Below are 14,942 nucleotides of genomic sequence, written 5' to 3'. Positions count from 1 at the left end.
CGTCATGCGTGTGCCAATGATTGCCAAGCCTTGTCTACTCCGTCAATGTCCGTGCGGGGCCGGCGATGGTGCCACCACCCGGCGGGCGACCCGGGCCGCCTCGGCCAGCACCATTGCCCGGAAGTTCTCGGTCAGCCGCAGGACGCGTGGGAGCACCCGGCACTCGGCCACCTCGCCGTCGGCGTACGGCAAAGCGAGGCCGATCAACGGCAGCACCTGGCACGGTGTCCCGGCGCCGACCGGGTCCTGCTCGCTCTCTGGCAGGTTGCCGGCCTCGTCCAGCGCGAGGCCCACCACGAGGACGTCGACGCCGTCCGAAGTGCCGCGGGCGACGCCCAGCGTGTGCCCCTCTCCGTCGAGCGCCGCGCGCAGCGCGGCACGCAGCGCAGGGATCTCCCGGTTGGCGATCCAGGAGTCGCCGGCCCGGAACAGTTCCACGTCCGGCCGGGGCCACTTGGACAAGAAATATCCCTTGTTGGCGGCGAACGCCGCGAAGTTGCCTTCCGCATTGCGCACGTGCGGCAGGTGCAGGCCGTAGAGGTCCTCACCGAGCACGATCGGGGTGCCGGTGGCGGCCACGCGGTAGCCCCACTCCTGGTCTTCCGCGCCCCAGCCGCGGAAGTTCTCGTCGAAGTAGAGTCCGTGCCGGCGCACGACGTTGCCGGAGACTGCGACGAAACCGGTCCACACCAGCGTCCACGGCAAGTTCACTGGTTCGAACTGCCAGCGCTGGTCCTCTCGCAGTCCCCGGACAGCCTCGAGCCGGGCGAGCGCGTCGCGATGGCGGCTGAACGGGGTGCTGTCCACCGCTTCGGTCGTCGCGTAGTTGTCGTATCCGATCAACTGGCCGACGACGCACCTGGCCGAGCCGTCGGCGAAGTACCGCCGATGCAAGGACTCCAGGCACCGTGGAGGCAGCATGACGTCCGCGTCGAGGAGCACGATCACGTCGCCGGAAGCCTGCCGCAACGCAAGGTTGCGAGCGTGGCTGGTGTTCCAGTCGCGCTCCACCATCACCGACACGATGCTCAGGCGGTCGGCGTACTCCTGGCACAGCCGCAGGTAGTCGGGGTCGTATCCGATAGCGCCGACGACCACCTCGAAGGCGTCGCGGTCCAGCGTCTGCTCCGCGAGCGACGCGAACACCAGCCGTACGTTGTCGAGGCGCTGCCCGTAGGGAATCACGATGCTGATCATTGGAGAGCCCATACCCGGCATGTTGCCCAACTTGGCAGGCACCGGCAACAGGAGTGCGGCTCCGATTCTTGGCAAGATTATTGCCTCAAGGGGCAGATGGCCTTGCCGAATATTGCCAAACGTGTGCACACTAGCGAGGTCGCATCAACCTCCAGCCCGAAGTGTGCCGCGCGACCGGGCCCGCGAATCCCGGCGATGCCGCGTCGCGGCACGACGCGCAGCGCGCACAGAAAGGAGTCAACGACGTGACCCCGCAGACCCACGTACTGGCGAAAGAGGCGGATCCGCAACTGCCGGTGCTCACCGAGGCACAGCTGGCCGAGTTCGACGAACTGGGATACCTGGTCCTGCCCGGATTCCTCCCGCGTGACCTGGCCGACCGGCTGAGGCCCGAAGTGGACCGATGGGTGGACGAGGGACTGCGCGCCCGCTCCATCGACTGCTGCGTCGACCCCGACAAACACGGATTGCCGCCGCTGATGGAACTCGAGATGCCGGCGCACGGTGAGCTCATCGCCCACCCGCCCCTGATGAACATCCTGACCCAGCTGCTCGGGCCGGCCTTCGCCTTCCACCACCTGCACACCGACCGCCAGGCGCCCGGACTTCCCGGCAAGGCGTGGCATCACGACTACGAGTACGGGCCCAGCGTCGACCCGACCCACCGAATGATCCACACGCTGCACTACCTGGACGGTCTCGACGAGGAGACGTCGAGCCTGGTGGTGCTGCCCGGATCGCATCGCGAGCGTGTCACGAAGACCGCCCGGGCCAACCTGGGCACCGCCGAACTACCCGGTGAGGTCAACCTCGAGCAGCTTCCGCCGGGGTCGACTGTCGTGCTGCACTCCGCGCTCTTCCACGCCCGGCGGCCTCGGCCGGACGGCCGTACCAGGGACCGCTACTTCATCGACACCTCGTACTGCCAGGCCGGCAGCATCTGGCCGCCGGTCAAGCCGTATTGGCGGCACATGCTGCGGCTCGGCCGCGAGCTCGGCCTCGATCGCGGCCGGTGGCCGGAGCTGTTCCGCGAGGAGCACTTCGCCGAGTACCGCCGCCCGTGACACCGTGCCGGTCCACCGCCCCGGCGTTCGACCCCGTACGGATGTGATGCGAATGAAACCTCAGCCGGACGCGCGCCGCGTATGCCTGACCGTGCCGACGAACCGCGAGTGCACCGCCACGCTCGCGGAGGTGATGTCCGAGGCGGCCTACGCCACCGAGCGCTTCGGCGTCGAGGTGTGCCTGCTGGTACTGGACTCCTCGGCTGACTTCGCGGCGCACGCGCGCGTGCTGAGCCGAGCGGACAACGTCTGGCACCTGGACGAACCGGCCCAGCGGGACTTCCTGCATCGTGTGATCCGGCGCGCCGGCGTCGGCAAGCCAGACCTGATCGCCGACCTGATGCTTCCGTCGGCCCTGTCCTACGGCGCGTGCACCAACCGCGCCTTCCTGATCGCGGCGGCGCTGGGATGCGAGTCGGTGCACCGCCGCGACTCGGACAGCTATTTCCAGACGTACCTGGGAAATAAGATCTTCCCGATCTACGCGGAGCTGCTCGCGCTGGGCAAGCCCGCGCACCGCGCGGTGGCGGTGGAGGACCGGCTCGACCCGGCGTTGCGGAACGCCACCGTGGCCATGGTCGGCGGGTCGTTCGTCGGCGAGATGTCCGTGGACCTCGGCGAGGTCCGTGACCATGAGGCCTACTACGACCTGGTGAGCCTGTGGGCCGCCGACGGCCTGCCGGAGGCGGACAGGCGGGCGCTCGTCGCGGATTCGTTCATGGGCGGCCAACCGTTCACCGGTGACCACTCCGTGCTCACCGTGGTCGACCCGATGCGCGTGGACATGCACAACATCAGCTTCCACGGGTTGCACGAGCGGGTCCCGCTGCCGCCGGCCACCGACACCATCGGCAGCGACTACTTCCTCATCCACGTCGCGCACCGGGCGCACCTGCCGGGCGTGATGCACAACCGGCACATCGTCAATTTCCACACCCAGGAGCGCAAGACCGACGCCGGATTCCTCGCGTATCAGATGCGGTTCGCGAAGTTCATTCTCTCCATGCCGTACCTGCACTTCATCTACGAGCGGATGACCGACGACGACCCGGCCGCGATCGCCGCGATCGTGCGGGAGAGCGCCGGACGGGCCGACGAACCCAGCTCGACGAAGATCGTCGAGCTGGAGCGCGCGTACCGCCGCCTCGGCGGCCGGTTCGCCGGCGTCGCGGACCGGATCCGGGACCGCCGGACGAGTTTGCTGCTCGAGGCCCGCCGCGACGTCGATGATTTCGCGCTGCTCATCGACGCCTGGGCGCCGCTGGTCGAAGCCGCTCGCGCCACGGAGGTCCGCCATGGGTGAGCCGGCGCACGTACGCTCCGCCCTCGCCGCGGCGGAACGGGACCGGATCATCTACGATCTGACCGGCATCGAGAGCCAGTACGAAACGCTGCGCGGCGAGCTGCCGGGCGTCGCGGTGCGATTCGCCATGAAGGCATGCCCGGTGGACGAGGTGCTCACCTGCGTCGCCGACCTCGGTGCCGGCTTCGACGCGGCCAGCCCCGGCGAGATCCGGCAGGCTCTGCGCGCCGGGGCGGCGCCGCGGAAGGTGCACTACGGCAACACCGTCAAGTCGGACGCCGACATCGCCGCCGCCCACCGGCTGGGCATCACCATGTTCGCCACCGACTGCGTGGAGGACGTGCAAGCCATCGCCCGGCACGCCCCCGGAGCCCGGGTGTTCTGCCGCGTCGCTACCAGCGGCGAGGGCGCCCTGTGGGGGCTCACCGGCAAATGCGGCACGGACGATCCGGTCGCCGTGCTGGACACGGCGCGCCGGCACGGGCTGGTACCGGCGGGACTGTCCATCCATGTCGGATCGCAGCAGATGACCGTTCGCACGTGGCAGCGGGCCTTCGATGCGCTTGCCGCCGCCCTGGGCCACCTGCGGGCGCGCGGTATCCACCTCGAGCTGATCAACCTCGGCGGCGGGTTGCCCGCGCACGGCTACCTCGACACTGCCGGCCGCCCACTCCGACCGCCGACCGCGGAGATCTTCGCCGCGATCCGGGCCGGGATGCGCCGGCTGCGCAAGGCGTCCCACGGGGACCTGGAGTTCGTCATCGAACCGGGTCGCTACCTGGTGGCCGACCACGGCTCGATCCGGGCACACGTCACCCGGCTGACCCGGCGCGGGCAGACCTGGCTCTACCTGAGCTGCGGCCGGTTCAACGGCCTGTTCGAGGGAGACCAGCTCGGTTACCGGCTGGAGTTCCCGACCCGTGCCGGCGGCCGCAGCGTCCGCGCCGTGATCGCGGGCCCGACCTGCGATAGCGATGACAGGCTGGGCAGCGCGCCGGTCGCCGTACCGGCGGACCTGACCTCCGGCGATCCGGTATGGATCCACTCCGCCGGCGCCTACGCCACCAGCTACACCACCCGCGGGTTCAACGGTTACGACCCGCTGCCCTGCGTCACCGTCCGACTGGAGCGTGTCCGCCCGATCACCGCAGACGACTGGGCCGGCATCGCCGAGTTGGAGGCCGGCGCGTACGCCAGGCTCGGGCTCTCCGAGGGCCACGCCGTGCTGGAGTCGCGCGGCCGCGTCTCGCCGGCGACCTCGTTCGTGCTGGATGCCGGCGAGCAGGTCGGCGGTTACCTGCTCGCGCTGCCGTATCCGCGGTTCCGGTTCCCCGAGCCCGCGCGTCCCGAGGAGACCGTCTTCGCATCCTCGAACCTGCACCTGCACGACATCGTCGTCGGTGCCGGCCTGCGTGGCCGCGGCTGGGGAAAACGGCTGCTGCGCTACCTCACCGACACCGCGAGATCCCTGCGTTTCGAACGCATCTCCCTGGTCGCGGTCGGGGGGACGGCCGGCTTCTGGTCCGCCCGGGGCTACCATCCCCATCCGGAGATCTCGCTGCCGGCCGGCTACGGTCCGGGCGCCGTCTACATGTCCCGGGCGATCGCCGGGGCCGGCTAGGCCAAACAGTTCCAGGCCGGGTATCACGTGGGCGAGCAGCCGGTGCAGCCAGTCACCACCCGGGCGCACGTGCACCTCGCCGAGCACCAGGCCGCGTGGGGTCACCCAGAGCCCCACATGGAAGACGCCGAACGGCAGGTTCAGTGCCCGCAGCGCCGCGATGACCTGTGTCTCCACGTCTCGGCGGGTGCGTTCGGGCAGCTCGGCGGGCATCGTGCAGGGCGGGGGAGCGCTGCGGGTGGACGGCCTGCACGCCGAGTTGCGCGAACGCCGACGGCAGGTGATTGCCGGCCGAGTAGCCACCTATGATCACGACGTACGGCGCTGCGGCCATGGGCGTCTTCTTCATGCCGTCTGTGGCGCGGACCGACGCGCTTGCGCCATGAACAACGTCGTGCTGAGCGAGGTGACAGCGGCGAGTACCAGCCAGTAGAGCCGGTCGTGACCGCGGTGGTGGCACGAGAGGAACACGGCGCCGCCGCACCACGAGCCGAGCGCGGAGCCGAGTGTCCAGGCGATCTGGCGTACGGCCAAGGACTCTATCCGCGACAGGATGGGCAGTGCCGCGAAAGCGGTGCTCATCATCGGCTGGAACGTCATCTCGGCGAGCGCCAAGACCGCCACCACGGCCAAACCGTACGTCAGCGCACGTTCACACCCGCCGCACCACGTGCAGCAGATATTCCCTGCGGTTCAGAGGGTTCGCATCGGTACGCGGACGACTCGGGACGGGTCCACGTACGGGTTGGTAATGGCCGAAACTGCTCTCCATCACGCCTTCGCCCCGGGTCAACGCCGGTAGGTGCCGGTGCAGCCGGTGTACCCGGGCCGCGGGGACCTCGCCGCGCACCACATAGGAACGCCCCTGCGGCGTCGTCATGGTGATGACCCCGGCCAGCCGGGTGACCGCCGAGGTGACGAACTCCAGCGTGTCGGCGGGAACTTCCACGCGAAAGTGCTCGATCGGCTCGTACACCCGGGTGCCGGGCCCGCGCAGCGCCTCAATCAGCACCAGCGGTGTCAGGTTGCGGAAGTCGCCGGCCGTGCTCGACATGCTCTTGTCGAACGTGCCGTGGGAGTGGCTCTGCCGGGCCCAGTAGCCGGCGTGGGTCATGGTGACGGCACAGTCGGTCACCTGCCAGCCGTGCAGACCGCAGTGCAACGTTTCGCGGACCGCTTCCTCGACCGCCTTGAAGAAGGCTGCCGGCATCGAGCCGGGCTCCACCTCTAGGCCGAACCGCACGCCGGTGCCGGGCGGGCAGGGGTTCACCCGCAGTCCGACGGTCGCCAGGAACGGGTTGTCGCCTTTGCCGATGAATTCCACGGCGGCGCCGGTGCCCGCCGGCCGCTCGACGCAGATGGTGGTCGTCTCGCGGAATCGGACGTCCACGGCGAAGTCGTTGCGCAGCATCTCCTGCAGGACTTCCTTCTGCACCTCCCCGTAGAGCGAGACGGAGATCTCCTGCCGGACGGCGTCCTGCCGCACGTTGATCAGCGGGTCCTGCTCGGCGAGCTGGGTCAGCGCGGCGTGCAGCGCACCACGGTCGCCGGCGGCCACCGGCTCGACGACGGTTTCCAGCGTCGGCGGAGCGAACCACCGGTGCCCGTCGGCCTCCTGGCCGGCCATGCCGAAGGCGTCGCCGACCCGGGCGCCGGTGAGCCCCCGCAACGTGCCGATCTGGCCGGCCACCACCGAGTCGGAGGCGATCGCCCCGCCGTTGTCGAACACCTTGATGCCGGTGATCCGGCCGGCGGATGTCCCGAACGTCAGGGTATCTCGCGTGCGGACCGCGCCGGCGAACATCCGGACATAGGCGACCTTCTCGCCTGCGGCGTCCCTCTCGATCTTGAACAGGCGCCCCGCGGGGGCGGCATCGGCATCGCCGGCGGCCGCGGGCAGCAGCTCGGGCAATGCCGCCACCAGGTCCTCCACGCCCGCACCGGTGATCGCCGATCCGGCGAACACCGGATGCACCAGCCCGCTCGCCGTCTGCTTGCGCAATTCCCGGTAGAGCCGGCGCGGGCGCAAGGAGTCCGGATCGTCGACGTACGCGGCGAGCAACGCGTCGTCGTTGACCGACAGCACGTCTGCCATCCGGGACATGAACGCGACCCCGGTGGGCGGCCACGGGACGAAGGCGGCGGCACGGGCACCCTGCTCGGTCACCGTGCCCATGGCCACCGCGGCCGGAGTTAACCGCTCCGCGATGTCGTGCAGGGTGCGGCCGACATCGGCGCCACCGCGGTCCACCTTGTTGACGAAGATCAGTGTGGGGACCTTCAGCCGCTGCAGCGTCCGCATCAGGATCCGGGTCTGTGCCTGTACGCCCTCCACCGCGGATATCACGAGAACGGCGCCGTCGAGCACACTGAGCACGCGCTCCACCTCGGCGATGAAGTCGGGATGCCCGGGCGTGTCGATGAGGTTGACCACGGTGTCGGCGACGACGAACGAGACGACCGCCGACCTGATGGTGATCCCACGCCGGCGTTCCAGCTCCAGGGAGTCCGTCTGCGTGTTGCCGGCGTCGACGCTGCCGACCTCGTCGATGACCCCGGCGGTGTGCAGCAGCCGCTCGGTCAGACTGGTCTTGCCGGCGTCGACGTGCGCGAGGACGCCGAGATTCAGGTAGCGCATACGGCCTCGTTGTCTGTCACGTGGACCGGACGTGATGGCGGTGTGAGGAACTGCATGACAACTCTGTTGCCCGCCGGGGCTCTCGTCAACCGCGATTCGGTCGCAGCGGGCGGCGATCGAATTGCCAAAGTTTTGGTACATCGCATTGCCTATCTTTGCCAAGGCGTGCACACTTGCCTGGTCCGCGTGACGCCCGGCGAGAGGTGTGTCGTGACCGTTCGAACAGACCTGCGTAGCGATCACGATGTCCGAGCACCGATGACGTGGTTGGTTGTCGGCGGTGCCGGATACATCGGATCGCATGTGGTGCGGCATCTGCGCGCCGAAGGCCTACCGGTGGTCGTGCTGGACAATCTGTCCACCGGAATGGCGACCCGGATCCCTCCCGACGTGCCGCTCGTGGTCGGAGCCGACACCGACCGCCGCACGGTGGCGCGTACGCTGCGCACGCATCATGTCGACGGCGTCGTGCATCTGGCCGCGGTCAAATCGGTGCCGGAGTCGGTCGAGGATCCGTTGCGGTACTACGGGCACAACGTCGACGGGCTTCGGGTGCTGCTCGAGGCGATGGTCGACGCCGGAGTGTCCCGGATCCTGTTCTCTTCCAGCGCCGCGGTGTACGGCATGCCGCGGCAGCCGAAAGTCACCGAAGACACCCCGGCGGCGCCGATCAACCCGTACGGCGAAACCAAGCTGGTGTGCGAGTGGATGCTGCGCGCGGCGGGGGCGGCACACGACATCTCGTGGATCGCGCTGCGGTACTTCAACGTGGTGGGTAGCGAGGACGCGCAGCTCGCCGAGCGCAATGGCAGCGGCCTGTTCCCCAAGCTGTTCCAGAACATCAGCACGGGCCGGCCCGTTGTCATCACCGGTGCCGACTATCCGACCCGCGACGGCACCGGCGTCCGCGACTACGTGCACGTCACCGACATCGCCGACGCGCATGCCGCCGCCGTACGGCGTCTTCAGCGGGGCCCCATCGCCGAGGTCTACAACGTCGGCACCGGGAAGGGGCACTCCGTTCTCGAGGTCATCGCGGCGGTCCGCGACGAGACGGGCCTGGCCGTGCCGGTCACCGCGGGCCCGCGTCGAGCCGGTGACCCGCCGGAGGTCGTGGCGGCCGTCGACAAGATCCGGCGGGACCTGGCCTGGCGCGCCCGTCACGGCATGTCCGAGATGGTGCGCAGCGCCTGGAGGTCCTGGGCCGCAGGGCCGAAGCCGGACGCCAGCGTGGCCGTCGCGGCGGGAACACCGCCGCGGCCGCGCCGCGCGGTTACCCGGAACCCGCAGCGGCTCGGCGAAAGTTCGCCCAGCGCACGGTGACGTCTGCCTGCCCGCCAAAGGGACCACGCCGGCCGGGCCACGCCCGATCCCATGCTGTCGGTGACTCGGGCGACGACCGCGTATTGCCAAAATTGCCAGCACTGTGACAAGGTCGGGTGGAGCTGGCAAGGGAGAGGTGAGGGGCATGGACACGGGCGGACGGCCGAAGGTGCTGGTGATCGGCACCGACCGGTACTTCGTGGAGGCGTGTGCGCGTCTGGACATTGATGCGGTCGTCGTGGTCGGATCGGCGGCCTGGGACAACGGGTTGATTCAGGTGCCGCAACAGCTGCGGGTACTGCGGGTCGATGACCAGACCAACGTAGAGGACATCCTGGCCGCCCTGTCCCGTGCCGGACTCGGCGACGTCACCTGGGATGCCGTGCACACCGGCGACGAGTGGGCCTTGGTCGTCGTCGCCCTCCTGGCCGAGCACCTCGGCTGCCGAAGCATCGGCCCGGAGACGGCGGTGCGTTTCCGGGACAAGGCGGTGCAGAAGCGGACGGTAGCTGCGGCCGGAATCCCGACCGCACGCCACACCGTGATCGACGATATCTACGACGTGTCCGGCCTTGCCGAGCTGCCGTACGAACGCGCGGTGCTCAAGCCCATCGCCGGTGCCGCCACCACGCGGACGAGCGTGGTCGACAGCATCGACAAGCTGCGCGAGCGCAGCCGCGCCTACACGGCCGAGGGAGTGGCGGACCGGACCTTCCTGCTCGAGGAGTTCGTCGTCGGGCAGGAATGGATCGTCGACGGGGTCCTGTTCGACGGGAAATTGGTGTTCGCCGCGCTGGCCGCCTACGGCGCCCCCTGCCTGACCACGGTGGACGAGGACATGCCGCTGTCCATGCGGCGGTTCGACACCGAGACGGACAAGTGGGCGTACGACAAAGCGGTGCCGTTCGCCGCGGCCGCGATCGAGGCACTCGGATTGCGTTACGGCGTCTTCCACATGGAGCTGTTCTACGACCCCGGGACAGGCGCGCTGACCTTCGGCGAGTGCGCGGCGCGGCGTGGCGGCGGCCTGGTACACGAGGAGGTCCAGGCGAAGTTCGACGTCAACCTCGGCGAGGCCACTTTGCAGTGCGCGCTCGGCAGGACGCCCGAGCTGGTGGTCAAGCAACGCCCCGGCGTGATCGGCTCTGGATTCCTCACGGGCAGCCCGGGCATCCTCATCCGGTGTCCGACCCCTGATCAGTTGCTCGAACTCCCCGGCGTTGAGTTCGCCCGCATCGAGTTTCCGTATGGCACCCGGATCGCGGACGACCTCGCCAGCACGAACCAGCGCATCGGCCAGGTCCTCATTGCCGCCGACTCCCCTGAGGAGCTCGACGCCAGGCTGGCCGAGGTCCGCACCTGGTTCACCGACCGGGTGGTCACCGTGCCGGAGAGCGCGCGCCCACGGGAGCTGCGCGCCTGGCAACGCCGGACCGCGCCACAGGACGATTTCGGGGACCGGCTGTGGCGCTGAGTGAGCGGCTCCTGCCCGCCACCGGCCCGCAGCGCATGCTGGCGGCCGCCCTGTTCGTCAATAGCTTCGGCGGCGGGATCTTCGTCGCGAGCAGCACGCTTTACTTCACGCGTGTGGTGAAGTTCTCCGCCAGCCAGGTTGCGCTCGGGCTGTCCATCGGGTCCATGGCGGGCCTGCTCGTGGGTATCGTCTTCGGACACATCGCCGATCGCCACGGGCCCCGCGAGACTCAGGTCGGGGTCATGCTCTTCGGCGCCGCATCGATGTCCTGCTTTCTGCTGGTTCGCTCCTTCGTGCCGTTCGTGCTGGTCAGCGTGTGCGTCGGCATGACCTACGCGGCCGGGCAGGCCAGCAGGGCGCCGCTGATCCGCCGGTTTGCCGGCGACGATCCGACCGTCTACCGCGCCTACATCCGGTCGGTCATCAACCTCGCCTTGGCTAGCGGCGCACTCACCGCGGGCATCGGCATCCAGCTCGACACGCCGGCCGCCTACCGGGCCCTGATCGCCGCGCGGGTCGCTGCATTCCTCGGCAGCGCACTCATCCAGTGGCGCCTGCCCAAGCTGCCCCCGATCCCCGCTCCGGCCCAACAGGGGCGATGGGCGGCGGTGCGCGATCGGACGTATCTGACCGCGGCCGTGCTCAGCAGCGTGATGACGCTGCACATGGCTGTGCCGACGTTCCTGCTGCCGTTGTGGATCGTGGGCCACACGGACTCACCCCGGTGGCTCGTGTCAGGAATACTCGTGATCAACACGTTACTGATCGTCATGTTCCAGGTTCCAGTCAGCCGCGGGGTGAACGACCATCGGGCCGCCGGCATGCGGATGCGCTGGGCCGGTGCGGCGCTGTGCACGGGACTCGCCCTGATGGCCGCCGCCGGCCGGCCGGGCGAATGGGCGGCGGTGGGATTGCTGATCGCGGGCATGGTTGCGTACACCTTCGGCGAGCTGTGGCAGGCCGCGGCCGAGATGGAGTGGTCCTTCGGACTGGCACCCGCCCACGCCCAGGGACAGTATTCCGGCGTGTTCGGCCTCGGCACGGGCGTCGCCGAGGCGCTTGGGCCATTGGTGCTCACGATATGCCTGCATGGGGGCGTGTGGGGCTGGCTGCTGATCGGCGCCGGCCTGTTCACGGTCGGGGTGATCAGCCTGCCGCTGGTCACACTGGCCGAGCGAACGTCCGGCCGAGCGTCCTCGCTGTCCACGCTCCCCGTCGGCGCGAAGGGGCCATGATGCGCACTGATCGAGCGGTGGTCGTCCTCGTCGACGCCTACGGCACCGGGCGGCATCTGCGGGCCGCCTTCGCCGACCTCGGCGCCGACGTCGTGCACGTGTCGAGTACGCCGGAACCCTTGCCAAGCATGACGGCCCCCGACCTGAGCGCATACTCGGCGAGCCTGGTGTGCACGAACCCGGCGGAGACCGCGGCGGAGCTGGCTGCGCTGAACCCGGTCGCTGTGGTGGCCGGCCAGGAGCCGGGGGTGACGCTCGCCGACATCCTCTCCGAGTTGTTGCACGTGCCGACCAACGGTTCAGCGCTGTCCGCGGCACGCCGCGACAAGTACTTGATGATCGAGGCCGTGCGCAAGGCCGGGCTTTCCTGCGCAGCCCAGTTCTGCTCCAGTGAGCCCGCCGCGCTCGTAGCGTGGGCGGAGCGCCGCGGCACCTATCCCGTGGTGGTCAAACCCCTGGCCGCTTCGGGTTCCCAAGGCGTCTCGATCTGCTCGGACGCCGCGCAGCTGCGCCGCGCCGCCGAGGCCGTCCTCAACACCACGACGATGTACGCGGAGACCAACACCAGCGTGCTGGTGCAGTCATACCTCTGCGGCACCGAGTACATTGTGGATACAGTGTCATGCCGCGGGCAGCGCTACGATTGCGCCGTGTGGCGCAAGGACGAGCGCCGGCAGGGAAACCCGAACGTCTACCACCGCAATGTGCTGGTTCCGCCCGGCGACCCGGCCGTCGACGTGCTCACCGCGTACGTACACCGTGTCCTCGACGCACTCGGCATCGAGTTCGGCGCGTCCCACGCCGAGGTCATGATGACCGCCGACGGGCCGGCCCTGGTCGAGATCGGCGCCCGTCTGAACGGCGTGATGCACCCCGAGTTCGACGCAGAGTGCTGCGGCGCGGAGCAGGCCAGCGTAACGGCGCTGGCCTACCTGCGCCCGGACCAGTTCCTTGCCCAATTCGCGGGCCGCAGATACCGGCAGCACCGAGAGGCGTACGTCTTTCACGTAGCCACCGGCCTGAACGGCACGGTGACCCGGCTCAACGGCGCACTGCTGGCCGAGCTCAATGCCATCGAATCGGTCCGCTCGCTGACGCCGAAGGTCGCTCGCGGCGGACGGATCCGGCCTACCGTCGACCTGCCCTCCAGCCCCCTGACGGTTTACCTGTCCAACGGCTCCGGCAGCGACCTCGCCCGCGACTACACGCGCGCAGCAGCACTCGCCGGAAATCTGTTCGCCATTGCCGGGACGACGCCGTTAGAGCGGTTCGTCCAGAGGTCGCCCGAAGGCGGCCCGGTCCACCGGCAGCATGTCTAGGAGAGACCATGACTGATACACCCGTACGGATTGGTTTGCAGATTCAGCCGGAACATGCGGAGTATCGCCAGATACGTCGCGCCGCGGCCGAAGCCGAGGAACTCGGCGTCGACATCGTTTTCAACTGGGATCATTTCTTCCCCCTCGACGGCGACCCGGACGGACGGCACTTCGAGGCGTGGACCATGCTGGGCGCCTGGGCGGAATCGACGTCTCGGGTGGAGATCGGCACGTTGGTCAGCTCCACCGGTTACCGCAACCCAGATCTGCTCGCCGACATGGCCCGCACGGTGGATCACATCAGTGAGGGGCGCCTGGTGCTTGGCATCGGAGCGGGCTGGTTCGAGCGGGACTACCTGGAGTACGGCTACGAGTTCGCCACGGCGGGACAGCGCCTGGACGCCCTGGCCGGAGATCTGCCCCGCATCCGATCGCGATGGTCCCGGCTCAACCCGCCGCCGACGCGACCGATTCCCGTTCTGATCGGTGGCGGCGGCGAACGCAAGACGTTGCGCTTGGTGGCCGAGCACGCCGACATATGGCATTGCTTCGGCGACGTCGAAACGCTCGCACACAAGATCACCGTGCTGCGCCGGCACTGCGCCGACATCGGCCGCGACATCGACGACATCGAGATCTCCACGGCGGTTGCCGGAGGCCCCACCCCGCCCGGAACACCCGACGTCCTCGGCGAACGCATGCGCGCGCTGGGCGTCTCCCTGTTCACGGTGGGCGCCCACGGGCCCGACTACGACCTCGGCGTACTGAAGGACTGGGTCGCCTGGCGTGACGACCTCGCGACCGGAACCGCATAGCACCCGCGGCGGTCGCCGACGCACGATTGCGTTGGCGCACGCTCCAGCCTGCGCCGGTTCCTGGCCGCCGCGATTCGCTGTCATCGACCGGAGATTGTCATTACGAACAATTTCCGGGACATCGGGAACGGGATCGCGCTCAACCAGGCGGACCACATTGCTACGGGACGGGCCGTCCTCGATGCCGTCCGTGACGCGGGAAACCGCTGGGTCTTCACCGACCTGCTCGTTCAGGATCTCGAACCGTGGAGCGGAGTGCGTCAGGTGTGGGCGGTGAACTCGCCGCAGTCGACCCATGGTGTCGACGTGACCGAGACCTTCGAGGTGGGTGCGATCCCTGGAGAAGCATCGGGAGTACCTGCGGGGTTGTCGACGACGTTCGACCAGGAGGAGTTCCTCGACGCTTTGTTGTGGGCGGCCGGTTCCCGGTTGGGCTGCAGGTACGGCGTGGCGTTCGAGGTGCTGCGCTTCCGGGAGTAGCGCCGCCGGTACATTCGAGGGTATAAATGTACGGTGATCGACGAAAGTTGCAGTTGGGATTGCTCGAAACTAATGAGGAGCCCACATCGACGGCTCGCCCGATCCGCGAATCTCAGGCTGACTGGGCGCCAGCATTTCGAAACGTCCGCACAGCGTCGCCGCCATGCCTGACCTTACGGGGAAAGAGCATTGCCGGCTCGACCGGCCGTTAATTGCTACAAGGGGAGGATCACGTGAAATGCTGACTGTATGAATGGTCGACGCCCGGCCCGGCCGGCCGGACGCTCGACACCCACCTCAACAGCCTCGTGGCACAAACCGGGGTCAGGTGGCTGGATCATCATGGTCCGCGGCGTCGGCTTCCAGTTCGGACACCGCTGAGCGCCGCGCCGGACCGGGTGGGTGGTCGGGCAGGCGGCCGGGGGTGACGGTGCATGCCCGAAGACCGACCCCTCGTCCGCCGACGTCGCCCT

Annotated in this window: 12 protein-coding genes; 9 read left to right on the top strand and 3 right to left on the bottom strand. The window is 68.9% G+C overall.

Going from position 1 to position 14,942, the window contains the following annotated elements; genetic code table 11:
* Window positions 1-42 precede the first annotated feature (42 nt).
* The gene (locus tag ACNTMW_RS24400) at window positions 43-1,197 is read right to left on the bottom strand and encodes a glycosyltransferase family 2 protein (protein WP_426636101.1); all 1,155 of its coding nucleotides are present in this window, start codon (window positions 1,195-1,197) and stop codon (window positions 43-45) included.
* A 245-nt stretch (window positions 1,198-1,442) separates the two neighbouring features.
* Here ACNTMW_RS24400 and ACNTMW_RS24395 point away from each other — a divergent pair, with 245 nt between their 5' ends.
* The 3 genes from ACNTMW_RS24395 to ACNTMW_RS24385 are packed head-to-tail and all read left to right on the top strand — an operon-like array spanning window position 1,443 to window position 5,185.
* Window positions 1,443-2,261 carry a phytanoyl-CoA dioxygenase family protein gene (locus tag ACNTMW_RS24395; RefSeq protein ID WP_426636100.1) on the top strand — a complete coding sequence of 273 codons (819 nt, stop codon included), beginning with the start codon at window positions 1,443-1,445 and terminating at the stop codon, window positions 2,259-2,261.
* A gap of 52 nt (window positions 2,262-2,313) precedes the next feature.
* Window positions 2,314-3,564, top strand: coding sequence for a DUF6271 family protein (locus ACNTMW_RS24390; RefSeq protein WP_426636099.1), 1,251 nt, complete (start codon window positions 2,314-2,316; stop codon window positions 3,562-3,564).
* A complete protein-coding gene (locus tag ACNTMW_RS24385) occupies window positions 3,557-5,185 on the top strand; it encodes a GNAT family N-acetyltransferase (protein WP_426636098.1) in 1,629 nt (542 codons plus the stop codon). Before ACNTMW_RS24390 ends, ACNTMW_RS24385 begins: the two co-directional genes overlap by 8 nt.
* 345 nt (window positions 5,186-5,530) lie before the next feature.
* Here the strand turns inward: ACNTMW_RS24385 and ACNTMW_RS24380 are convergent, their stop codons facing one another.
* Together ACNTMW_RS24380 and ACNTMW_RS24375 are read right to left on the bottom strand one after the other, a co-directional pair.
* Window positions 5,531-5,812, bottom strand: coding sequence for a hypothetical protein (locus ACNTMW_RS24380; protein WP_426636097.1), 282 nt, complete (start codon window positions 5,810-5,812; stop codon window positions 5,531-5,533).
* A 25-nt stretch (window positions 5,813-5,837) separates the two neighbouring features.
* Entirely contained in the window at window positions 5,838-8,066 is a 2,229-nt protein-coding gene (locus tag ACNTMW_RS24375) for a GTP-binding protein (RefSeq protein ID WP_426636096.1), read from the bottom strand.
* A 15-nt stretch (window positions 8,067-8,081) separates the two neighbouring features.
* Here ACNTMW_RS24375 and galE point away from each other — a divergent pair, with 15 nt between their 5' ends.
* From galE to ACNTMW_RS24345, 6 genes are all read left to right on the top strand, one after another.
* On the top strand, window positions 8,082-9,146 hold the full coding sequence (gene galE / locus ACNTMW_RS24370; protein WP_426636095.1) for a UDP-glucose 4-epimerase GalE: 1,065 nt from the start codon (window positions 8,082-8,084) through the stop codon (window positions 9,144-9,146).
* 145 nt (window positions 9,147-9,291) lie between these two features.
* Entirely contained in the window at window positions 9,292-10,620 is a 1,329-nt protein-coding gene (locus tag ACNTMW_RS24365; protein ID WP_426636094.1) for an ATP-grasp domain-containing protein, read from the top strand.
* The gene (locus ACNTMW_RS24360; protein ID WP_426636093.1) at window positions 10,611-11,855 is read left to right on the top strand and encodes an MFS transporter; all 1,245 of its coding nucleotides are present in this window, start codon (window positions 10,611-10,613) and stop codon (window positions 11,853-11,855) included. Before ACNTMW_RS24365 ends, ACNTMW_RS24360 begins: the two co-directional genes overlap by 10 nt.
* Window positions 11,852-13,174 carry an ATP-grasp domain-containing protein gene (locus ACNTMW_RS24355; RefSeq protein WP_426636092.1) on the top strand — a complete coding sequence of 441 codons (1,323 nt, stop codon included), beginning with the start codon at window positions 11,852-11,854 and terminating at the stop codon, window positions 13,172-13,174. The genes ACNTMW_RS24360 and ACNTMW_RS24355 overlap by 4 nt, the downstream gene beginning before the upstream one ends.
* A gap of 8 nt (window positions 13,175-13,182) precedes the next feature.
* Entirely contained in the window at window positions 13,183-13,989 is an 807-nt protein-coding gene (locus ACNTMW_RS24350) for an LLM class F420-dependent oxidoreductase (RefSeq protein WP_426636091.1), read from the top strand.
* A gap of 306 nt (window positions 13,990-14,295) precedes the next feature.
* A complete protein-coding gene (locus ACNTMW_RS24345) occupies window positions 14,296-14,469 on the top strand; it encodes a hypothetical protein (protein WP_426636090.1) in 174 nt (57 codons plus the stop codon).
* The last annotated feature ends 473 nt before the right edge of the window (window positions 14,470-14,942 follow it).

This window comes from Planosporangium spinosum, from assembly GCF_049999945.1.
Taxonomy (GTDB): domain Bacteria; phylum Actinomycetota; class Actinomycetes; order Mycobacteriales; family Micromonosporaceae; genus Planosporangium; species Planosporangium spinosum.
Note: the sequence above shows the minus strand (reverse complement) of the source record. Positions and strands in the feature narration are given on the sequence as shown.